This window comes from Bacillus vallismortis (genome assembly GCF_004116955.1).
In the GTDB taxonomy this organism is placed as follows: domain Bacteria; phylum Bacillota; class Bacilli; order Bacillales; family Bacillaceae; genus Bacillus; species Bacillus vallismortis.
In genome coordinates, this window is record NZ_CP026362.1 from 3,361,710 (window position 1) to 3,382,548 (window position 20,839).

A 20,839-nucleotide genomic window follows, 5' to 3' on the forward strand; every position below is an offset into this window, starting at 1 on the left:
TCCTTAGAGGCAAAATAAAAGGACAGCCTGACTTTATGAGACGGCTGTCCCTCTTACTGAAAAGTTTCCATTCGTCAAAGATTTGAGTTCCATCACGATTTCTTTAAAACCGGTAATATCAAAAGACCAGGCTTCTGACTTCCCTGTTGTGCTAGTAGCAAACGTGCCATCGTCCACTTTTTGCCCTCTCAGAGCTCGTTTTGTACCAGATAAGGATTTACCCCAAAATATTAATTCACTTGTCTCAGCTGTCCCATAAACCTCAATGAGCAACGTTTTAAATGATCCAACAGTTAACAGAGTACCTTCCCCGATTGTTTCTGTTTTATCATGAAAAACAACATCCATTGTTTTTGCTTGAGTGTCTAATGAGCTGATATTCAAGCCTTCAGTCTGAACTTTTAAGCGGCCATCATCGGTTAAGTTGCTCTTATCTATTTGCATTGCGAGCGGAGCAGCTGACGTAATAGGAACAGCTTGTTTAATATTTATATCTTCTTCCCCAGCGCCAAGCGACTGATAAAGCAAGAATTCGGACTGTTGCAGATTACCGTTTGCATACCTGAAGCGGAAATATCGCTGGGTTAAATAAATCCATTCAGTCTCGCCAAGCGTATTCGCTTTAACAACCAATGATGAAACTGTGGACCACGTATTCGCATCATTACTTTCTTCGATGAATAATGTTCCTTCACGATCAGAATAAGCATGACCTTTTACCTTTGAAATTAAGACTTGACCTAATCGATCTTGGCCATACTGTGTATATACCTCGGTTGCTTTTAAGACTTTGTTTGTCAGCAGCTCTGCATTACCCGAAATGGCAGCTACCGGCACTACAAAATCTCTGTTTCCTTCTCTGTATGGCTTGGCTGCCCCCGGTTTACCTGCTGCATCTGTTGGAAATTGAAAACTATACATCACCATTTACAAATCCTCCTTACTATTGTTTATCTTTAACTGCCAATCATAGGCGTTACATCGCGCCCACCCCCTTTCAGGCAAAATAAAAAAGCCCTAAATGGCTTCTCCTGTGATCTCCTTATACTGTTCTGCAGTGATTAGATTTTTTTCTATTCCTTCCTGTAAATCTTCGGGCGAGCAATCTTTGTAATGGATTGCCTGCTTCACCATTTCAGCAGTAGCCCAGTTATAATACAAAGCCAATACCCAATAATTCATACGTTATTCTCTCCTTGTAAGGAAAGCAGCTGTAGCTTTATTTCAGACAGAGCATTTCCTAATGTTTGGTTTAATTCTTCAAGCTTTTTGCGGGCCAGCTTCTCTTGTGACAATTCATGTGCAAGTAACTCGACCTGATCAGGAGGCTCATATGGTGGATTGCTTTTAGATTCTTCCCACCAGGCTTGCAATTCCTCCTGAGTAGGTAACGGCGCCCGGAGATTCCATTTCTCAATATATGAACCGTTACCGTCGTTCCGCAATTCATAGTCCTTTCTCGGTACCGCATTAGGATACTTGTACATAATTGCATCATACAAAATCATAAATGCACCTCCTAAAATCTCGGATAATTTCTTCCACCCATTTCAGTGATATCAAAATAGTTATACCATCCCGAGTTGTCAGTAATATAACGTTGAACATCCCCGTCATATCCAACATAGAGATAAATCTCTATATAATCGCCTGCATTAGCCGGAACAGTGGCGGCTCCATAAACACCTACATTGAATTGTGTTGTATCAGAAGGATTTGCTGGACTATTTCTGTAATGTGCTATGTTTTTATAAATCTTTCCGTTAAGATAAATCTCCATCTCATAGTTGGCATATCTTTGAACGTTCTCTATATATAAACCTGCATTGACTAAAAACATACCGCTATTAGGACAGATAAACCGGTTATTAGTGACATCAAAAGCATTATGACTGTCTTTTATCTTTCTATTAAACCGAACTTTCTGCTGTTCCCCTTTTATAAGAAGCTGCTTCCCGGTTGTACCAATATTCGTATGCACAAATCCAGATATCTTTTCCCACGGAGTCCACCCCGAACCACTCCACCAATGCCTGATCCATACACCCGTACTGTCAATATAAGTTCCAGACTCATTACCTGTGCCGTAAAAGTATTGTGTGAAGCGAGAATTATTAAACTTCTCGTTTTTTACAATTCCATATCGCAAAGGATATCCAGTCGTATTTCCTTGGCCAATATCCATAAGAGTAAGCCCAAGCGGATATGATTCTCCGCTAGTTCTCGCGTCTTGAATTGCATTTGTTCCCGTGAGGAGGGTGAGCTTCTGATTTGTAAAGTTGTTTTGAACAAATGCTTTTGCATCTGAAAGAGCCTTGTCAGCTTTCTCTTGTGATGCATTTTCTGTTTCGAGCTTCTTCCACCCCTGCCATCCGACAGTATTACTGTCCCAATAATTCGTAAAGACATTATTTCTGTAGTCCATGGCATAAACCCAGCCATAGCTGCCTTTACCATCAGATGATTGGTTTGTCATTTGATAAAACCCTCTCGTAGAGGCGGTAGAAGGAGAATTTACCGCTTTTCCATTTGCATAAAAGGTGCCCATACTTCTACCTCTATCTATAATTGCCTGGAGCATATCTTCGCCTTCATGCACTGCAAAAGATACACCCCCAACATCATTTGTAATTTTAGATAGTTGAGCACCATTCCATTTATCCTTATCACTTTTAGTAACATGGATATCTGTTTTATTGGCATGCGCATCGACTTTCTTTTGAGCTCCCTCTTCGGTTTCCATCTCAATCCAAGGTGTCCACGTTTCCCAGTCGTTTTTACGGATTCGATTGAAGGTTTTCAAACCATTCATGGCATCATACGCAGTTTGAACGAGCGTATTTCCATAGCTCATAACAAGGAGAAAGCATTGGGTCAAGCCTGGCCCGTTTAATCCGGCATTGTATATCAGATACATCCCAGTGTCAGTAAGTTCATTATAATCAGTTGTTTCACTGCTGGTTTTATAAAATACCCTGCCATTATCTTGCGTTAGTTTATAGAGCTGTCCTGCATTCCATTTGTCTTTCTCGTTTTTTGAAACATGGCGCTCATTGTTAAAATTATGTTGTCGAAACTCATAATAATCAGCCTGTTTGACGTCATCAACATTCCCCAATCCCAATTGTTCCTTTGTCACCTTGTGAGGGTTGTTCATGTCATTTTTATGTGCGGCTAAATCTTTATGCGCGTCTTCAATACCTTTCTCCCAACGGTTCACATCATCCTCATTGATCGGATCATCCGGCAGCCAGTCTGTTTTTGCTTCATATGCCATTTGTTACACCACCTCAAAAGTAAATCTAAAATCCAGCGTTCTGTTGTTACTTACATCTAAATCTGTTGTTCTTTCCGTAATCACGTTGTTTTGCTCATCAAGGACCTGAACACTCTCAATGTGTTTAATATCTTCTTCTCGATGAGTAAGTACCGTGACAACTGCGCCCTGAATGGTTATTTCCACAATCTTTGTTTCATTTCCATTCAGCAGCACTTTCGATATTCTACTTTTCAAATCTGCAGCTGTACGCTCTCTATAAACTTGCGTAATCATGGTAAAACCACCTCGTTATTATTGAGCGTGACGGAATAACCCACCATCAGCTCACTTACCTTTCGATATCGTCTGTTATTCAAAATGACAGTATCTTTTATTTGGAGTGGCTCATTTAAAGCAGCTCGCAAGGTATATGCCAAATGAGCTGGCTTCATATTCTCCAATGTTTCTATGAGCTCGCTCATGTGCTGCATATCATCTATATCAATATCAACATTAAAACGGTACTCTCCAGGAAGTAGCCGGACCTGAGTGGACGGATTCTTCAGGAACCTATTCAATGCCTGTTCAATGGCCATATATGTTGCGGGCGGTATATTGGACATTTTTGAGATCAGCCGCAGCCGGCGGATCTCGTACGTATCACCGGACTCTCGAGGCACGTTCAATATTTTTTCCCACCGCTCAAGTCCCCAGGTTGCTGTTGTGACAAACAGCTGATCTGTCAGATCAAAGATGCTATTATTTTGCTTTTCAAATTCTGGAGCTTCTACCTGAAGAAGTTCAGCCATTTCTTTCAATTTGGTAAGGAACGGCGGCAGGTAAGCAATCATTTCATCGATTTTGCTCAATGATGTTCACCTGCCCCAATTTAGGGATCTCCACGTCACTCAGAACCAAATTTTCAGCCAAACCGTTTATTTTAATATCTGCGTAATCACTTACTGAAGGTGAATTGTAAACGATATTATTGATCTGTGATAAGCGGATAACGTTATCTTCAAAGGCCATCTTTTTAAAGAGATTTAAAACACCTGATTCAATTTCCTGCTTCACCTGGTCAATAGAGCTATTGACCTCAGGAAGTACCTTAGCCGATATCTCTATCTCTTTCCAAACCGCACTCTCTACTGTGACAAAGGCACCTATTGGCGCTTGTCCCTCGCCTTGTCCGGGTTCAGGATCAATATAGTTCTTGACCTTGGAAATTAAAATATCGGATGCAGGTTCCAAGTTAGCGTTAGTCACGACAATTTTGACAGTTCCGTCCCCGTTCCAAAGCGGAAAGATTTTTGCCTTTCCGACTCCGTCAACTTCTTCCGCCCACTGCTTATAATGCTCTTTATTTGCACTAACAGCTTCCCGGCGTACGCGGGTAAAATATCTCGCTCTTAAACTGTCATCATTCTCTTCTTCACGTCCAGGAATCAGGATCTCTTTCACAATTGCTTTTTGAAGTCCTGGAATGGTATCCAATGACAATAGATTCTGGCCGGAAATATTCGCGTTCCCCGCTTCCCCGGCTGTTTCACATTCCAACGTCCCGTCAGCTGTATATTGAAAATAGAGGTTATCAACAAAAAAGCGGGAACCCACTGGAATGGTTACTCCTTCAGTAAACTCCGCTGCCCTGACTGCTTTCGTGGCAGCCGTTCGCTCGATGCCGGCTTCAGTAGCCCGACGATCTAAAAATTCCCCTTGTGCTGTGTCCGAGAAGACAAGTTCCAGTACCGTATCGAGCCAAATATAAGACTTGGCCAATTCTGCGGCTGCGGGAGCTAAGGCATTATAAATCACGCTGCCTTCCCTTGTATCAATGTCTGCTGAAATTCTGTTCAGCATTCGGTCCATGATTTCTTCAAGGGTTTGATCTTCAAACATCCTCACCAAGCACCTCCTCGATCTCCAATGTTCCCTCGTCCGTTTCGACTGTAAAGGAAACATGGAACGAATCACCTTGTTTTTCTATTTCAAAATCTGACACAGAGGAAACACGATCGTCATAGATCAGTGCTTCCTCTATCAGCCGCGGGATCTCCATTTTCTTATATGCGTCTGTTGTTTCATTATCTGCTAGGACGTCTTGAAGCTCATTTCCAATGTCATGGCTGAAAACAGAATAGGCGTATCGCTCAGTATGAAGGGATAAATATACAAACTGCTTGATCGCTTCAAGGCCTGTGATGATTTCATTTGTGATACGGCCATTTTCAAAATCTATTTTGTAGGTTTGCGAGGTCTCTATGACTTCGCTGTTATCTTCAATATCATCAAATTCAATTTCTGGCGAAAGGGCCAACCCAGGCACCCCCTATATTTTGTCGAGAATAAAAAATGATTGTCCGCCTTTTAAGGAGACAACCATCACATTCTCACCCATCTTTAGTTCTTCATCTCCTCCAGCGCGCAGCCGTTTAGGAATAATAATCAAATCAGACGGAATAATTAGCTTTTCATTTTCATTGAGTTTAATTTCAACAGGAGAAACGGAAACCACTTCAGCCGGCATAATATCCACCGGTGACTCAGAATCAACTGCACCGACAGCCAAATGTTTGATTGCTTCACTTAATCTCATGAGGAAACACCATCAGGGATAGAATTTTTCTCAACCACATCAATGGTCATCGTGTGTGTCGATCCTTTAAATTCGTGTTTGTCTGTATCGATCCAGTATGTCTTCTTAACCCCAACTTCCGGAATTGAAATATAGACGGGCAAACCACTCTGAAGATCCGGAATCCCAATCGCTTGAATACTTTTGAGTTCTTTTTTTACACCCTTTCTCTGTGCCTGTTTGACTTTCGCACGCTCCTGAAGCTGCGCCTGGTTAATGTTATCGGAAACCGTTTCTACATACTGAAGCACGCCGTATTTGCTGATACCCGTGTTGTCACTTGCGGTAGCCGTATAAGTTTTATTGTCTTTCTGACGCCGCAGCTTTACTCTTGTGGCTGTGTCATTAATGGACGTGCTGTATTGATATCCGGTGATATTCACACCCGTCTCCAGCACCCATACTTCTGACGGATCAGGCCAAGCGCGAAGTCCAAGCTTTCCCTTCGCAGAATATAATTGATAATTCCTTCCGGTTTGGCTTTTCGTTTGTTTCAAGGCTTTCAGAATCATGTCATAAAGGCTCGTATCGTCTTTGAACACAAGGGATTTAATGGTGTAACCCGTATTTGCAATGGACGTCGTCGGGATTTGAAAATCCCTCGCCAATCGTTTTATAATCTCGTCTGCACGCTTATTGGAGAACACATAAGCATCTTTGTTCTTAACCAGATATTGCAGCATGTCATAAGCCGTAAAGGTCAGCCCATGTTCTTCCGGATTGCGAGAAAACACAATACCTCGAAACAGCTCTTTCCCTTTCCACTTAAACAGAACCGTATCCCCTTCTGATACGCTGTAATATGAATGGGTTCCTTGTTTCGTTATGATCTTTGCTGTGATCGATCGGGGTGCCTGATACCGTTGTCCCTCAAGAGAAACACTTTCAGTTACCAGCTCAAGCCACTCCGTTTCTTTAATGACGAAAAGTTCTATCATGTCATCACCTGCTTACTGCGGTATCTTTAATTTTTGACCAGGAAAGATCCAGTGTCCTGGCTGTCTAATATTCCGTCTGCTACGCTTAATCATAGCCTTTTTATTGACGTTCCAGATCTTGCGCCATTTTGTACTGTCTCCATAAAACTTGCCGGCAAGGTCCCACAGTGTATCGCCTTTCTTAACGGTGTATGTTTTAGGAGCTGATTTAGATGGCCGTTTCTTCTTCGTCTTTTTCTTCTGCTTGATCTTCCGCGGCGAAGCAGTTTTGTATTCCTTCAGCTTTATTTCATAATCACGATCACCTATATCTTTTTGGCCCTCGCTATAAGAAAAAACCTCGATACTGCAAGTTAAATTAATTTTCGTTCCAGTAATTAAGAATTGAACCGGCTTTTTAAATTTCACCCATTTCTCGATCTTTGCAATAGCATTTTCAGGAGAAGGAAATCCTTTATACTCAGCAAGCGGGCTGTGTTTCTTTGGAAAAAAAGAAGAGAACGAAATCTCTTTCGCTCCCGGTTTATCTATAAAAGTGATCTCCCCAAAACTGGCCACTTTTACTGATTCATTTTGAATTGTGTTGGATATATCAATTTGTTCAGGAAGGACAGGAAGCCGCAGCTTGTCCTTCCCTTGCGAAATCCAAAATTCATAAACGGATCTAGTCAAACGCAACGACTCCCTTCGTCCCAATGTTGATATCTTGTTCAAGTTCATCGACAAGGGCCTGCTTAATTTTAGACACAAAGCTGTTCACGTCTTGATCATTATAGAAATGCTGATCACCATTAAACTGAATGACAACCTCTTTACCGCCTGCAGCTGTCACAGTTGTTTGATTGCTTCCTGCGGTAGCAGCTGTGACTTGGCCTGATGGTAGTTCAGTTTGACCGGTTTGAGCCGGGTCTGTGACTTCCATGCCGAGCGCCTTAGCTGCTTGAGCTAACAAATAGCGCCCGCGGATCCCCCGTTCTTCCGGAATGATCCATTCACGTTTATTTCCTTCCCCGACACGAGCAATTTGTTCTTTTGTGATCAGGCCGCCGTTAGCATAACCAACATACGGACCGCCATGTCTCAAGCTTTTAATGCCAGGCACATTGTCAATTGAGCCGTATCTGCTTTTAATGTAGCCGATCGCGGCAGCAGCGTTATGAATCGGGTTTCTTATGTTACCCATACCCGGCGCTTTATGCGCATTAAAGGTACTCGGTATCGTCTGCATGAGCCCTTGGGATGGATGTCCTGCCTTCGCGTTACTATCCCACAGGTTAATAGCGTTCGGATTACCTCCTGATTCATGCTGAGCAATCGTCAAGAGTCCCGGTAGCCAGCTCAACGGTGTTTTTGTGGCCATAAGAGCGGCCATAATCCACTGTTTCACATTCCCGCTCACCGCACCCATTCCTGAGTAAGCAGCAGCCAGTGATCCAGCTTGTTTTTCAGCATATTTTTTCACATCAACAGAATCCAACCCTTTTACAACACCGATAGAAGCAAAACGACCGAGACTCATCATAACTCGAGAAGGTGAATGGATATCTAACTCTTCACGGAAAGCTTTCTCGACTTTTTTTGCTAGTTCCTTGGCTGCCTCATGGACCTCACTGCCCTTTGAATTCATACCTGAAACAAAATTCCCGATCATTCCGGTTCCCCATCCGTTTGATGATTCTTTAGACTTCAAAAACGGCTTATTCACATGAGTATTTACATACTGATCAGTGCCAGTTTGTGAACTATTTTGACCGGACGCAAACCCTTTGATCGTACCAGTTCCCCATGAAGAGGATTTATTCACAGTGTTCTGGAATGGTGTTTTGACTTTCGTCTGCAAGAAGCCATCTGTTCCGGTTGCCGTACTGTTCTGGCCGTTAGCATAACCATTGACCACTTGTTTTCCGTAATTCGGAGAGTAGGAGATCAAATTTTTCATAGGTTGGCCAACGTTTTTCTGTTTCCAAGCATCCATTGAAACGACGTTATCTCCAATACCTTGATCAAAGCCCTGCGTGAACTGTTGACCGAAAGAAGCAGCCTGTTCATTAAGGCTCGATGTGTCAACGGTAGGAGATACTGTAGCGGAAACTGTTGATCCGCCGGCTAATGGAGAAACAGCAGTTTCACCACCTGCTGATGAAGCAGAAGCCATGTCATCAACAACGCTCATTCCTAATTTAGAAGCGGCTTGAGAAAGAAGCATTTTACCGCGTCCCTTGTTGTTATCAACAGGGATCACAAACTCTTTACCTGCTTCACCAATCCACGAAATGGTTGGTTTCGTAATATAGCCGCCCGTCGCATTCCTTTCAGCTTCAAGAACGCTTTTTTGTTTAGGAAAAATACTTGTTGGCGCTGATGGCTGAGACTGAGCAAGACCAATTCCTCCGCCACCGCTAGAATTTTTACCGGATGAGGATTTAACAGATCTTTTTTGATGAAGACCTGTTGCATCTTCACCTCTCCCTATGATATTGCCTATGATCTCCCCTCCAGCGTCAGCTAATCCTTTTAGCTTAATGACCCACCAGAAGGTATCTTCAAACTTCTCCTTAATTCCGTCAGCAATTTCACCTAAAGGATCACCCACATTTTTAGTGAACCAAGTTTTAACACCTTTCCACGCGTCTGTCACTGCTGTTTTTGCTGACTCAAATTTTTCTGAAATGGATTTTTTGGCATCTTCCACTTTTGAGACAATTGGATTCCAAACATTTTCACTAAACCAAGCTGAAACAGCACTCCATTTGTCAGATATCCATGTCCATGCTTCGTTAAGCTTTGTCCAGATCCAGTTTGCTGCATTAGTGACAGCATCACTTACCGGCGTCCACACATTATCCATAAACCAAGTTGAGACTGTAGACCATAAATCTGAAATAAAAGTCCATGCTTCGTTGATCTTCGTCCAAATCCAATTTGCTACGTCACTAACTGCTGTACTGATTGGATTCCAGACGTTGTCATAGAACCAAGTTGCCACTTGAAGCCATTTTAATTGGATCCAGATTCGCGCATAATCAATATGATCTTGTATCCAGCCAGCCACAGTTGCCACTGCATCACTAATGGGATTCCAAACATTATCCATGAACCAAGTGGAGACAGTTGACCATGTGTCTGAGATCCAAGTCCAAGCGTCATTTATTTTTGTCCAAATCCAATCAGCAGCATCAGTGACACCGTCAACTAATGGATTCCAGACATTATCCAGGAACCAAGTGGAGACAATCTTCCAGAGAGCTTGGATACCGTCCCAAGCAAATAGAAAGGCACCAACTACTAAATTTATAATCGGAACTGCTGTGTTATAAATAGGTGTCCACACGTTATCCACAAACCAGGATGATACGTCATTCCAGGTATCAGTTAGCCATTTCTTAGCATCCTCGAATTTGTCAGTGATCTTATCAATCTTGTCGCCGGCCCAATCACTAACTGGGTTCCAGACGTTATCCATTAACCAATCTGAGAAATCAGACCAAGTATCCTCGATCCAATCGACGGCATTTCCTGCACCGTCTACAATCCCATCCCATGCTTTTGACGCGCCGCCATCATCAAACCATTTGCCAATAGAGGATCCTAAATCAGACCCCCCTATACCGCCTGCGATACTCCCGACAACTCCGCCAACCGCAGTACCGACAACAGGGACAACAGAACCAACGGCTGCTCCCGCGGCACCACCTGCAGCAGCTCCGCCAAGATTTCCCGCAAAGGAACCAACTTTTTCACCTGCATTTTCTTTGGTCATCCCGAGCAAATCGGTTGCCGCTAATGCAGTTCCCAACAGAGGGATACCTTTCGCAAATTTACCGACACTTTTCAGAGGACTTAAAGCTTTCCCGAACTTTGAGGCTCCGCCTGTCGCTTGGCCTGCTGCACGAAGTTCGGAACTGGTGGTGTTTACTGAAGCTCTAGAACCTGCGCTTCTAACAGGATCAGCTGCTGTTCTTCCTGAACGCCTTCTTTCTAGCTGTTCGGATGAAACAGTAATAGATCTATTAGAAGGGTTCACACTGGTTGGATTTCCGCGCCTGCCTGAAGCATTTTTCCCTCTCCCTTTACGACTGCGGTCACTTCCGCCAATACCGCTACAGCAACAACATGTTAAGCCGCCGCTCCGTGGTAGACTAGTTGGACTCGAAGCAGTTCCAGAACGGCCACCCCGCCTTCCTGTATTACGAGCAGCCTTTCCATTCCGTCTGCCGCTTCGTGTATTAGGGTCACCTCCGGGAGTACGGTTGGGAATCAACTTTCGAATTACTCCCGCTGCGTCACTTCCGACAGTTCCAATTCCTTTTAAGAGCGGCCGTAGGATTTTCAAATATGCAATCAATCCAATTAAAGAAGGAATCACAACTTTAAAGGCTGTTTTTAAATCGTCCCAATGATTCACCGTCCACTCAATGGCCACATTCAGCTTGTCACCTATGGCCTCGCCAAGATCAGTAATATCCTTTTTGATCTCTTTGAGTTTTTCTTGACCTTCCTTGCTGTTTAGGAACGAGTCGATCTTGTCAAAGGCTGGGCCTAAACCGGTAAGCAGTGAGGTTCCCATATCCTTAGATATGCTTTCAAAATCCCGCATGGCGTCATTAATCGGCGTCATTGGGTTGTTATCCCGAAGCTGAGAAAAGCTGCGTTCCAGTTCACCTGTTGTTTTTGCACTTGTGCCAATGCCTTCAGCCATATCTAAAATCGGCTGCTTCAGGTCCTCATATTGCGTTCCTATTAGCTCCGTGGCGATAGATGCCCGCTTAGTCTTGTCTTTGACTTTTGATAAGGCATCAGCAACCTTAAATAAGCTTTCTTGGCCACTGATTGAACCATCTTTAAACCCTTTGAACATCTTCTCTGTTTCTTTGGCTCCGAATAGCGATTTGAACGCGTCCACTTGACTATCAGACATTTCAGTACGGCGAATGTTAAATTCACGCATACTGTCAGCGAGGTTGTCGAAGTTTCTCGCCCCGCCCTTTGTCCCTTTAATCATGGCATTAGCGATCTGGCCGCCTGTGAGTTTCATGTCTTTAAAAGTGGAACTGTATTCATTCATCGTGTCCAGCAAATCGTCGGCCTGGTCACCGGCGTTCCGGTACACATACGCGATTAAATCCCCACTGTCTTTCCCGGACATTTTCAAGTTGTTATACATTGAGCTGAAGGCCCGGTCCACTTCCGCCTGATCAGCATTCATGAGCTGTGCGATCTTGCTAGATGACTCAGTCAATTCAGCTAGGGCTTTTTTAGATGCCCCTGTCTGTTGTGACAAGGTTCTCAGAGATAAGCTGACTTCTTCCCGGGATCCTCCTGCTTTGTTGTCATAATAGATCTGGTCTGTCATTCTAGCAGCGTCTTTTTTGCTGACTTTCGAAGTCGCTGAAACATAAGCGTCTTGGGACATAGCACTTTTCCCGCTACCCATAATTGCACCAGCCGACAGTCCGCCGCCAACTGCCAGGGTGACAGTAGCGTTTTTCAGGCCGTCTAATTTTGCCTCAATTGCATCCAGAACCGCTGAAGCTTTGTCTTTAATAGAAACAGTAGGTTCAGCATGTTCGCTGTCTACATCGGACACATGGCGCCGGATCTCATCTAATTGGTTTGACGCATGATCACGAACTGAAACAGTTGGTTCAGCGTGCGAGCGACTCAAATCAGAGAGACCTCCACGAATTAAGCGAAACCGTGGTGTAGCTTGATCATTAACGGAAACCGTCACCTCATGGCTACCCTCAGTAAGATCCTCTGTTTGCTGGCGTATAGAATGCAAACCATTTGAAACCCGATCATCTAAACCGACTTCAATTGATCGAGTCCGCCCAGTCAAGCGGCTTGCTGATCGGTCAATTCTTCTTATAACCCGCTCTGTTCGATCTTCAGCATCAAAAATAAGAGGGCCATTAGCGGCCCTCTGAAGTCTCTCTGCATTCACTTGTATCTTTCGAAGCTTTCGGGTGATCTTATCTTGTAAATCAAACGTAGCTGTTAGTTTAGCCATAGTTAATTACCTCCCTTCTTCGCTTCCTTTTCTAACAGCTCAAGCTTGTAACTGATCAAACCATATAAGAGCGCCTTGAATTCTCTCGGCGCCTCATATAGTTCTTGTAATTCTGACGGGGCATATTTGAGCTCGTGCATAGCGTAATAAAGATACACGGTCTCTTTATCCCCGCCCTTTATTAGTTTTTTGCTGCTTCTTCAAGGTCTTCAGGATCATCCTCAAAACCATTGATCTCAATTGCTTTGTTCAGCCAGTTTGCATATTCACCGCCGACCGAAAGAACACGTTTTGCAACTTCCACCGGATCCTCTGTTTTGTAAGCTTCGCGCAGCTCTTTAGATTTAAAGTTCGGGTAAACAGTCGTTTCTACTGCAATACGAGCATAGAAGCGTTGGCTGTCCAAATCTTTTACACGGCCGCGTCCTTTTACATTTTTGTAAGTGGTGTTTTCTTTCTCAAGCTCGTCAATGCGTTCTGTCGTGATCGCTTTGAAAATAAATGGTACGATATTTCCTTTTTTATCAACAAAACGTTTAGAAATCGGCACTTCTACTTCTTCCGCTTCGATTGTTTGTCCTGGCATAAAGAATGAAAGATCATATACTTTTTCGTTTTGTTTTTCGCTCATGTTAATTAGCTCCTTTTGTTTTGGTTGTCTTTAGGCAATAAAAAAACACTCTCGGAGTTTGAGAGTGTTATGGTACAATATGGTTTAAGTACAAATGATTCGGCTTTCAAGGTGGGCGGCTACACCCTTCAGAAAGGGGGTGTTGCCATGACAACTTATCAAGCGATTTACTTAATGATTGCTTTCGGTATGTTCACCGTGAGCCTTCTGACGTTCATCGTTGCCTTGTTGTCGCTACTAAAGAAAAAATAGACCCACCCTTGAGAGCCCGCTAAAGTTCTAAGGGATTGGTCTATTCGAAAATCCTTCAATGAGCTGCCCATTGGGCCTCATTCATTTGTACCGACCCGGTGGCCGCCGGGTCTTTTTTTATTTTATGCATTTCAACAAAAAGAAATACATTGAAGCTTATCTAGTTACTATCAGTAGTATCGATACTATCAATACTATTCCCGTTGGAAGTGATTATAACACATTTATATAATTATTTGTGTCATCTGTAACCTTTTTCTGTTACTTTATTTATCTAAAAATTAGAATGTTGATTTCAACTGTTCAGGAAGATCAAAGTCCTCGAAGGTAAACGGTACTTCCTCTTCTAATGCTTCGGAATCCACATCCAGTCCTGCAATCTTTGCAGAATCAAAGTTCACATCATAGAGAGTAACCCGCTCAGTCCCACGGCCAGATGATTTATCATCAAGCACCGCTTGCAGAGTGAAATACGGATCTTCACCTTTTTTCACATAATTAAGCATCAGCTGCACAAAGCGGGATGTGACTTTATAAAATGTCGCTGTACCTGTACCGTTTGCGCCTGTCGTTTTATGACCGGTCATGCGGCGCCCCATAACGTTGACTTCCGATTTATTTTTCTCCACATTCGCTTCAAATGTTTTGATAAACGCCAGTTCCTCACCGTCCAAGAAAAGGCGTCCCTCTTTACCAGATATCGTATTCTGTGCTTTAAAAGCCACCTTACTTCACCTCCACATTAAAGTAGAATTTCTCAGCTGCATCAACTGGCTGCACAGCAAGATCAATCAGGAAACCGTCACGATCGCTATTCAGGGCGATTGTGATGTCATTCTCTGAATCAAAATTGGTAATGCCCCCGTTATCTTGAAGAACACTCAAGTATTGAGTAATCAATGTTTTCACGAATTGAAGACCGTCATTTGTAGCAGGAACGTCGCTGCCGCTCGCTTTACGGGACTTAATCAATGCTTTCAATTGTGATGTCAGGTCATTATTGATTGCATCCAGCACCCGCACAATTTTGTTTTTCTGGAACATCTTATTCTTCTCAGCTGTAAGACTTGTGAGAGAATTAATATCCTTCTCAACAGAAACAGATTTGTCTCGAGAATCATAAGTAAACAGGAATTCCCCGTTCGCCAGCCGCTGAATTACCTGGTCGTTATCCAGTCGAGTAAGGACGTCCACCGCTCCCGCATATTCTACGAACGTCAGCGACTGATTGAACGTCGCTCCCGCGCTGGCGCCGGCAACCCAAGCAGTGGCTTTTTCCGGAGTGATCTCCGTTCCATCTTCAAGCAGAACCCCGCCTGTGACATTAATAATACCTTCGTGATCGCCTTTGTAATTAGAGAGTACGCCTTGAACCTTTAAGCCTTGATTGTCTCTCAGACGTTTGATGAATGCGACAAACGTCGCTTTCAATTGCTCATTATCCTCAACAGGCAGCGCGATTGTATCAAAGTATTCAGTTTCAGCCGCTTCTAAGAAAGCAGTGTAATCGGCATTTGTCGGTGTCTTATCTGTTCCACCTGACAAGCGGATCCCGAAAGATGCCGGAAGATCCCCGCTGACGTCCTCCGGAGCTGTGCCTGTTAGTGGAATAGAAACTGTTAAATCCCCTTGTCCCGTAAACCCGACCAACTTATTAGCTTTCAGTTCCTCGGCTTTGGATACTGTTTGTTTATCCACTTCAGACTGATCCAGATAGGTTGTGACATCCACTTTTGAAGAATCAATAACGTTTTCTGTAATTCTGATAATGATGTCATTTCCTTTAGTCCCGCCATAAAGAGCGGTTGCCTTTACGCCTTCACTAATGTCTGCTTGAGCACGCAGCCCCTCCGTCAAACGGTAAAGCAAGACTGTACTTGCCTTCTTCATTGCCTCACGAAGAAGCAACAACGAAGGATCATCAATGTTCAATCCCACTTTTTTATTCAAATCCTCGATGGAAGAGATAGAAATGAATTTCTTAACCTCTCCCCAGCTGGATGCTATCGGCAGCGCCACTGTTCCACGTTCGCCTACTGATACCCGATCCTCTGCGGTCGTTTTAAAGTTAAAATAAATACCGGCACGCTCTTTTTCCTTACCGACTGTAAATGTTCCGCCGTTCATCTATTTGACCTCCTTCTGAAGAAACTGAGTGATCAACTTCTTCGCTTCTGATTTAGTGATGCTGTTTTTTTCTACATGAAAAAGAGCACCGTCAAACACCTCGGGCTTTACCCCAAAGAGCTCTCGACTGTGCTCTCGCAAATTCTTAATATAAAAAGCGTTTTCCGCTTTCTCTTTTTTAGTGGCCATCATTTCACCCCGCTTGTAAAATCAAAGTTTTCAAGAGAAGGATGCTGTTCTCGTTCATACCAATAGCGACTCGTCCAATTTAAGACAATGCTCGCATAATCATCTGAGATACGGGTTTCTATACGTGATAAGCGAATAAAATTACCCGTATCTTCACCAGATTCCCGTATGAGCGGAATTAATCCTCTCTTACTCCTAAGTGTATCCGCAATCCTTTCCGCCTCGTTATGTGCCTCCTGCGCGTTTTTGTGAAAGAGTTTCACGTTTAAAACATAGGATTTTTGAAACGTAGATACTGTGTCCACCCCATCGACTGTGGAAGCCGGTGGAAGGTAAAGAGATGGGACAACAAAATCCTGCGGTATTTCTTGACTATACACTTGTACAGGATACAGTTTGTATAGGTAGCCCATAATTGAGCCCACTTCTTGATTCATGGCAGCACCGCCTTAAAATTCTTCATCGATCCACTGCTGCAGCTTCCGCTCAAGACTTCTCTCAAACATTAGTTCAAAGATGGTCATAGCATTATCCCAAAAGCCGGACCCATCAACCCATTGGAATTTCAGCAGCATTCCGGTTTTGGCAGCGGGATCATATTCGAACCGTTCACCCTTCCAGCGTCCGGGGACCCACCGGCGATCCTGATTTTTAGATGGATCAATTGTAAAGTGCCCGTCATTCACGTATGAGGCGTATTCCAGATTTGTTCCGACATCCAGTTTTAAGCTGCCTGATGTCATTGAAAAAATATTATCCTGGTCACCTTTCTGAAAGGAATTGAGCAAGCGGCGGGTGTCCACGGTCTTTGTCCTGATAATCTCATCTTGGATGGTATCTAAGAACTCAAAACCCATTGCTTCAAGCCACTGCTCATATTTCCTCTTCATTCCCCCTCGAGAAGCCCGGTCTAATGATTGTATGAACTGATCGAGACCCCTAATTTTCATAAGTATTCCACCTCCCGGACTGCCGTCACTTCCCAATGATGATTCTTGATCTTGCGCGGCTTTTGTAATTTATAAGCTGTACCTTCCCAAATAACCCTGTCGTTCAAGCGAATATCTGCAGAAGCTGGGAAATGGACCAGAAATGATTGATATATGGCCGTGTTCGGTTCCTGCTGCACAATGGATTGGTTCTTTTCTGTGAAGTAACACGGCAGTCCCGCTATATCTGGAACTTCAGGATATGAAAAAGCCGGCTGAACATCTTCAACCGGCACCCCAAAGGATTGTTTTTTGTTTTCCGCTTTCTCCTGCAGGTGATAAACATCGCATCGATGAGTTAATAAAGATCGATAGCTCATATGGACCTCATCCGCATTTTTACTTCTGTACCTTCCAAACTTGGCTCAGATGATACAACATAATCTTTAATGAGTGTGTAGACGTCTGGTTTTTGAATAGAGCTGCCGTTTCCAAGAGAATATGAATAGTCTCCGATCTTCTCGGTTGTATATCCTTTGGTGATTGACTCATCAGAATTAATTAACGCGAAATACTGCGCCATTTTTAATAAAGCCAGCCGAACCGTTTCAGGGAGCGGATCATATTCTGGGCCTGAAAAATCATGGCCAACTTGATAGGTTATTTCAGCTATACCTTCTATGATGTCCTGAGTAAGAAGGGAATCAGACCGATCCTTTACAGAATCAAAAACAGTGTAATTCTTAAGGTCAGCAGGAGTGATTAACACGCCGCTCACTCCCCGCTGTTTTCTTGCTGATTAAGGATGAAGGCAATTCTTTCGTCTGCGTTTTTGAAGTGAGACGGATTGCCACCAAGATTAGAAATAATGGTTTCATGATCCGGTTTGTGCATACCTTTCAATTGATCTTCTGTATAATGTGTCGGCTCTTCTCCGCCATTTTTCTTGTCTTGCACCTCATTTACTTCAAAGGCTTCGTTTTGCTTCAAGTAAAGATACAATTTTCTTGAAACCGGCTGTTCTTCTCCGATTTTAAAGACTTTGTCCATTACGTGATAGTTCTTGCCTTTAATGAGTTTAGCTTTATACATAGCTCCTCACCTACTCTTTCACTTTCACGATTTTAGCCACAGCATCTTCCTCTTCGAATGTGCTATCCAGCTTAGCTGTCAGGACGATGATAAATTTACGCGCTCTAATATCTTTATCTACTTCAATTCTGATATTACGAGAGAAGCCTAGAATGATATTCTTCGGATGTGTAAGGATGATATCAGAAACATCAGAAGCCGTATCCCCTTCGCCAATCGTATAAGGCTGCATGTTCGCAATTCCCTTGACCGGAACACCAAAAGCGGAAGAAAGCCCACCTTGAACAGCTGCGTCCCCTAAGCTCGTTTGTCGATCAGCAACACGATCTTTCCACTCAACCTCAATACCAGGAGAAGTATAGAAGCGGAACTCCTGCGGAATACGCAAATATTTAGGCGGAACAGCTTTATATCCGCGTTTAAAGATTTGACGTGACAACTCTTCGCCCGCTGCGTCAACAATATGAGAAGCGGCTTGTTTACGGATTCCGTTTATCTGAGCTAGAAACGGATCAGATGAAGTTGTATCCCCATTGACAATTAGCTCTTCAATATCAACAGCGGCCCGTTCCGCTAGAATTTGCATGATTGTATCCTGGAGACCTTCTCCTTCAATGTTATTTTCGAGAGTGTCATAAGTGATATCAATCTCTGCAATTACTTCTTTTGTGCTGAGGTTGACGGTACTTGTTGTCGGTACTGCCTTTTGATCATCAGCCAGAGCCTTTCCTTCTTGGGCTGCTCTTAAAATACGTTGGCCAAACCCGATTTTTTCGATTTTCTGAGTGTCGTGATCCATTTGAATAACTCGAGAATCCTTCAGGATAGTTGGTGTATCTTGAACCATTCGAATAAATGCACGTGCCTGTGTAGGATTCATTAAACCGCCGCTTTTTAAGCTAGACAGCGTCATTTCTGCTTTTCTAATTGCCTCTTGGTTTGTCACTTCATTTCCTCCTTATGAAAAGAGTCAAGGTTTAAAGGAGCCCTGACCAGATTGATTTATTAACTTGTGTTTCAGTTTCGGAAGTTGTTTCATCTTGCTTGGAAATTCCGCGGCTTTTTTCAATCGCTTCAATACGATCAGCGAGCGGTTGAACAGCATCAGTAATAGCTTTTTTCAACTTCTCAGCTTCTTTTTCAGCCTCTTCTTCCTCAGCTGCTTTTTCTTCGTCTTTCTTCTTTTTAGGATCCTCATCTTTTTCTAATTCTGCGAGCTGCTTCTTAATTGGATCTAATGCTTCTGCAATGGATTTTGCTACATCTTCTGCGTTCATTTCTTCTTCCTCTCCTTCCGTCTCCACCTGACTCAGCAAATTGCCGAGAGCGGTATGAGCGCTTTTAATTTCTTGTAAGTTTGAAGCCGAGAATTTCCGGCCGGCTTTTTGCAGTTCTTCAGGCTTTGATCCGATCGCTTTCAATATGTCATTAGAGATCAACACTTCCTGAGCGATATTCACAAAGTCTTGCAAGGCTTCTCTGATTTTTTCGGGATCCGTCTCCATACCTTCGGAGTAATCCCATTTGAATAAAGCAGAGTTTAACGCATCTTGTGCCGCCCAAAACTCACGGCGTTTACGTCCTTCATCATACTTGTCCTGTACAGCGCCTTTAGAAAGGCTGATATTCCCGGCAAAGAAGTTTTTGAGAAAATTAAAAAGCCCTTTCTCGTCTGGAGAAACAGGCTCTTCTTGTTTTGCTATATCAGCTACACCAGCCATGGAATAACCGGTGATCTCGCCTTTCTTAATTTCCTCCCATACTTCCTCGGAGGCTTTTGTCACAAGGACCCAGGATCCTTTTTTAATGGTTTCCCCATTCATTTCAAAGTCAGCGGGTGCGACATAGGACTCTACCACCGCGCCAACGCCCCCCTGAAAGTCATGCTGCTTATCAATTTCACGGGCATCTTTAAGGAATCCATGAGCGGCCTTTTCGATTTCTGCAGCTGTCATGAAATCCCCGTGAGCGTCCACTGTATCAGGCTCATATACGATACCGTACACAAGTTTTTGCTCGTCTGCTTCTTTTGCAATGACCTTGACTTCCTTTTGAAAGTCCGGCTGTTTTTCTGATTTCATAAAAAAGAACTGCTTTTGATTAGCAGCCTTGTCTACATAAGAAACATGTGTGATTTTGGCGTTTACCAATTCTCTTGGCATGTTGTTCACCTCCTTCCAAGAAATTAGTTTTCAACATTAGATTTTTGAGTGTATTTACTTAATGCTTTGGCTGTATTTAGACAACGAGTACGAAAAAGAAGTGCATCATCTCTTGTTAACAGGTTGTTTTTATCTAACAAGAGGTCTCGTAATTTCAAGAGATTGAAAAGTGCTTCCGCTAACGAGTCAGGAAGAATTCTAGTTAAATAATTAATGCTATTTATAGTTATGGTCCGTTCAGCTTTACCTTCTCTTTCAATTATTAAATTTCTAATAATGATAGCAACTTCTTTCCATGACTCCCTTATAATAATTCTCGGTGGTTTAACATATTGAGGTTTTTCTGTTTGAGTATTTTCAGATTCTTTCACACTCTTAGAATCTACCTTTACTTCTTCAGATAGTTGACTTGCCTCTTCTAAATTCTGATCCACTTTTTCCAAGAGTCTATCGAAAATAATTTCCACGTTCCCCACTTTAAAGCTAAATAGCCTATTTTCTATAACCGTATTTAGACTTTTGCGAATAGCAAATACTATTACTACTGCGGCCAACGGCCATGAAGTTAAAATTGTTTTTAGAAGATCAAAAACCTTGCTCCATTCCATAGATAAT

General features: G+C 43.1%; 26 protein-coding genes. 1 reads left to right on the plus strand and 25 read right to left on the minus strand.

Going from position 1 to position 20,839, the window contains the following annotated elements; all coding sequences use genetic code 11:
• Nucleotides 1–33: 33 nt before the first annotated feature.
• The 14 genes from xepA to BV11031_RS17720 form a co-directional block, all read right to left on the minus strand.
• Nucleotides 34–927, minus strand: a complete 894-nt coding sequence (gene xepA / locus BV11031_RS17660) for a phage-like element PBSX protein XepA (RefSeq protein WP_010330110.1) — start codon at nucleotides 925–927, stop codon at nucleotides 34–36.
• A gap of 90 nt (nucleotides 928–1,017) precedes the next feature.
• Nucleotides 1,018–1,182 carry an XkdX family protein gene (locus tag BV11031_RS17665; protein WP_010330111.1) on the minus strand — a complete coding sequence of 55 codons (165 nt, stop codon included), beginning with the start codon at nucleotides 1,180–1,182 and terminating at the stop codon, nucleotides 1,018–1,020.
• Nucleotides 1,179–1,508, minus strand: a complete 330-nt coding sequence (locus BV11031_RS17670) for an XkdW family protein (RefSeq protein WP_010330112.1) — start codon at nucleotides 1,506–1,508, stop codon at nucleotides 1,179–1,181. Before BV11031_RS17670 ends, BV11031_RS17665 begins: the two co-directional genes overlap by 4 nt.
• A gap of 11 nt (nucleotides 1,509–1,519) precedes the next feature.
• Complete coding sequence (locus tag BV11031_RS17675; protein WP_010330113.1) at nucleotides 1,520–3,277, minus strand: pyocin knob domain-containing protein; 1,758 nt, start codon at nucleotides 3,275–3,277, stop codon at nucleotides 1,520–1,522.
• A gap of 3 nt (nucleotides 3,278–3,280) precedes the next feature.
• Nucleotides 3,281–3,553, minus strand: coding sequence for a hypothetical protein (locus BV11031_RS17680; protein WP_010330114.1), 273 nt, complete (start codon nucleotides 3,551–3,553; stop codon nucleotides 3,281–3,283).
• Nucleotides 3,550–4,128, minus strand: a complete 579-nt coding sequence (locus BV11031_RS17685; RefSeq protein WP_010330115.1) for a YmfQ family protein — start codon at nucleotides 4,126–4,128, stop codon at nucleotides 3,550–3,552. The genes BV11031_RS17680 and BV11031_RS17685 overlap by 4 nt, the downstream gene beginning before the upstream one ends.
• On the minus strand, nucleotides 4,112–5,158 hold the full coding sequence (locus tag BV11031_RS17690) for a baseplate J/gp47 family protein (protein WP_010330116.1): 1,047 nt from the start codon (nucleotides 5,156–5,158) through the stop codon (nucleotides 4,112–4,114). Before BV11031_RS17690 ends, BV11031_RS17685 begins: the two co-directional genes overlap by 17 nt.
• Nucleotides 5,151–5,576, minus strand: a complete 426-nt coding sequence (locus BV11031_RS17695; protein ID WP_010330117.1) for a DUF2634 domain-containing protein — start codon at nucleotides 5,574–5,576, stop codon at nucleotides 5,151–5,153. The genes BV11031_RS17690 and BV11031_RS17695 overlap by 8 nt, the downstream gene beginning before the upstream one ends.
• A 12-nt stretch (nucleotides 5,577–5,588) precedes the next feature.
• The gene (locus BV11031_RS17700; protein WP_010330118.1) at nucleotides 5,589–5,855 is read right to left on the minus strand and encodes a DUF2577 family protein; all 267 of its coding nucleotides are present in this window, start codon (nucleotides 5,853–5,855) and stop codon (nucleotides 5,589–5,591) included.
• Entirely contained in the window at nucleotides 5,852–6,832 is a 981-nt protein-coding gene (locus BV11031_RS17705; protein ID WP_010330119.1) for an XkdQ/YqbQ family protein, read from the minus strand. Before BV11031_RS17705 ends, BV11031_RS17700 begins: the two co-directional genes overlap by 4 nt.
• A 12-nt stretch (nucleotides 6,833–6,844) precedes the next feature.
• Entirely contained in the window at nucleotides 6,845–7,504 is a 660-nt protein-coding gene (locus tag BV11031_RS17710; RefSeq protein WP_010330120.1) for a LysM peptidoglycan-binding domain-containing protein, read from the minus strand.
• Nucleotides 7,497–12,842: a phage tail tape measure protein gene (locus BV11031_RS17715; protein WP_010330121.1), complete on the minus strand. Its 5,346-nt coding sequence runs from the start codon at nucleotides 12,840–12,842 to the stop codon at nucleotides 7,497–7,499. The genes BV11031_RS17710 and BV11031_RS17715 overlap by 8 nt, the downstream gene beginning before the upstream one ends.
• Before the next feature lie 2 nt (nucleotides 12,843–12,844).
• Nucleotides 12,845–12,982 (minus strand): hypothetical protein, encoded by a 138-nt coding sequence (locus BV11031_RS23050; protein ID WP_180960774.1) that lies wholly within the window; start codon nucleotides 12,980–12,982, stop codon nucleotides 12,845–12,847.
• Nucleotides 12,983–13,023: 41 nt separating this feature from the next.
• Complete coding sequence (locus BV11031_RS17720; RefSeq protein ID WP_010330123.1) at nucleotides 13,024–13,473, minus strand: phage tail assembly chaperone; 450 nt, start codon at nucleotides 13,471–13,473, stop codon at nucleotides 13,024–13,026.
• 147 nt (nucleotides 13,474–13,620) lie between these two features.
• Between BV11031_RS17720 and BV11031_RS22690 the strand changes: the two genes are divergently transcribed.
• The gene (locus BV11031_RS22690; protein ID WP_164834088.1) at nucleotides 13,621–13,725 is read left to right on the plus strand and encodes a putative holin-like toxin; all 105 of its coding nucleotides are present in this window, start codon (nucleotides 13,621–13,623) and stop codon (nucleotides 13,723–13,725) included.
• 281 nt (nucleotides 13,726–14,006) lie between these two features.
• Here BV11031_RS22690 and BV11031_RS17730 read toward each other — a convergent pair whose 3' ends face one another.
• Genes BV11031_RS17730 through BV11031_RS17780 form a run of 11 tightly spaced genes read right to left on the minus strand, consistent with a single transcriptional unit; the run spans nucleotide 14,007 to nucleotide 20,832 of the window.
• A complete protein-coding gene (locus BV11031_RS17730; protein ID WP_010330125.1) occupies nucleotides 14,007–14,450 on the minus strand; it encodes a phage tail tube protein in 444 nt (147 codons plus the stop codon).
• A 1-nt stretch (nucleotide 14,451) separates the two neighbouring features.
• Nucleotides 14,452–15,852 (minus strand): phage tail sheath family protein, encoded by a 1,401-nt coding sequence (locus BV11031_RS17735; RefSeq protein ID WP_010330126.1) that lies wholly within the window; start codon nucleotides 15,850–15,852, stop codon nucleotides 14,452–14,454.
• A complete protein-coding gene (locus tag BV11031_RS17740; protein ID WP_041952578.1) occupies nucleotides 15,853–16,044 on the minus strand; it encodes a YqzN/YkzM domain-containing protein in 192 nt (63 codons plus the stop codon).
• Nucleotides 16,041–16,478 carry a phage tail terminator family protein gene (locus tag BV11031_RS17745; protein ID WP_010330128.1) on the minus strand — a complete coding sequence of 146 codons (438 nt, stop codon included), beginning with the start codon at nucleotides 16,476–16,478 and terminating at the stop codon, nucleotides 16,041–16,043. Before BV11031_RS17745 ends, BV11031_RS17740 begins: the two co-directional genes overlap by 4 nt.
• 12 nt (nucleotides 16,479–16,490) lie before the next feature.
• Complete coding sequence (locus BV11031_RS17750) at nucleotides 16,491–16,991, minus strand: HK97 gp10 family phage protein (RefSeq protein WP_010330129.1); 501 nt, start codon at nucleotides 16,989–16,991, stop codon at nucleotides 16,491–16,493.
• The gene (locus tag BV11031_RS17755) at nucleotides 16,988–17,350 is read right to left on the minus strand and encodes a YqbH/XkdH family protein (RefSeq protein WP_010330130.1); all 363 of its coding nucleotides are present in this window, start codon (nucleotides 17,348–17,350) and stop codon (nucleotides 16,988–16,990) included. The genes BV11031_RS17750 and BV11031_RS17755 overlap by 4 nt, the downstream gene beginning before the upstream one ends.
• Nucleotides 17,347–17,739 (minus strand): protein YqbG, encoded by a 393-nt coding sequence (gene yqbG / locus BV11031_RS17760; RefSeq protein WP_010330131.1) that lies wholly within the window; start codon nucleotides 17,737–17,739, stop codon nucleotides 17,347–17,349. The genes BV11031_RS17755 and yqbG overlap by 4 nt, the downstream gene beginning before the upstream one ends.
• A 5-nt stretch (nucleotides 17,740–17,744) precedes the next feature.
• Nucleotides 17,745–18,062, minus strand: coding sequence for a YqbF domain-containing protein (locus tag BV11031_RS17765; protein ID WP_010330132.1), 318 nt, complete (start codon nucleotides 18,060–18,062; stop codon nucleotides 17,745–17,747).
• A 10-nt stretch (nucleotides 18,063–18,072) separates the two neighbouring features.
• Nucleotides 18,073–19,008 carry a phage major capsid protein gene (locus BV11031_RS17770; RefSeq protein WP_010330133.1) on the minus strand — a complete coding sequence of 312 codons (936 nt, stop codon included), beginning with the start codon at nucleotides 19,006–19,008 and terminating at the stop codon, nucleotides 18,073–18,075.
• Between the two features lie 31 nt (nucleotides 19,009–19,039).
• Nucleotides 19,040–20,224: an XkdF-like putative serine protease domain-containing protein gene (locus tag BV11031_RS17775; protein ID WP_010330134.1), complete on the minus strand. Its 1,185-nt coding sequence runs from the start codon at nucleotides 20,222–20,224 to the stop codon at nucleotides 19,040–19,042.
• 23 nt (nucleotides 20,225–20,247) lie between these two features.
• The gene (locus BV11031_RS17780; RefSeq protein WP_010330135.1) at nucleotides 20,248–20,832 is read right to left on the minus strand and encodes a hypothetical protein; all 585 of its coding nucleotides are present in this window, start codon (nucleotides 20,830–20,832) and stop codon (nucleotides 20,248–20,250) included.
• Nucleotides 20,833–20,839 lie beyond the last annotated feature (7 nt).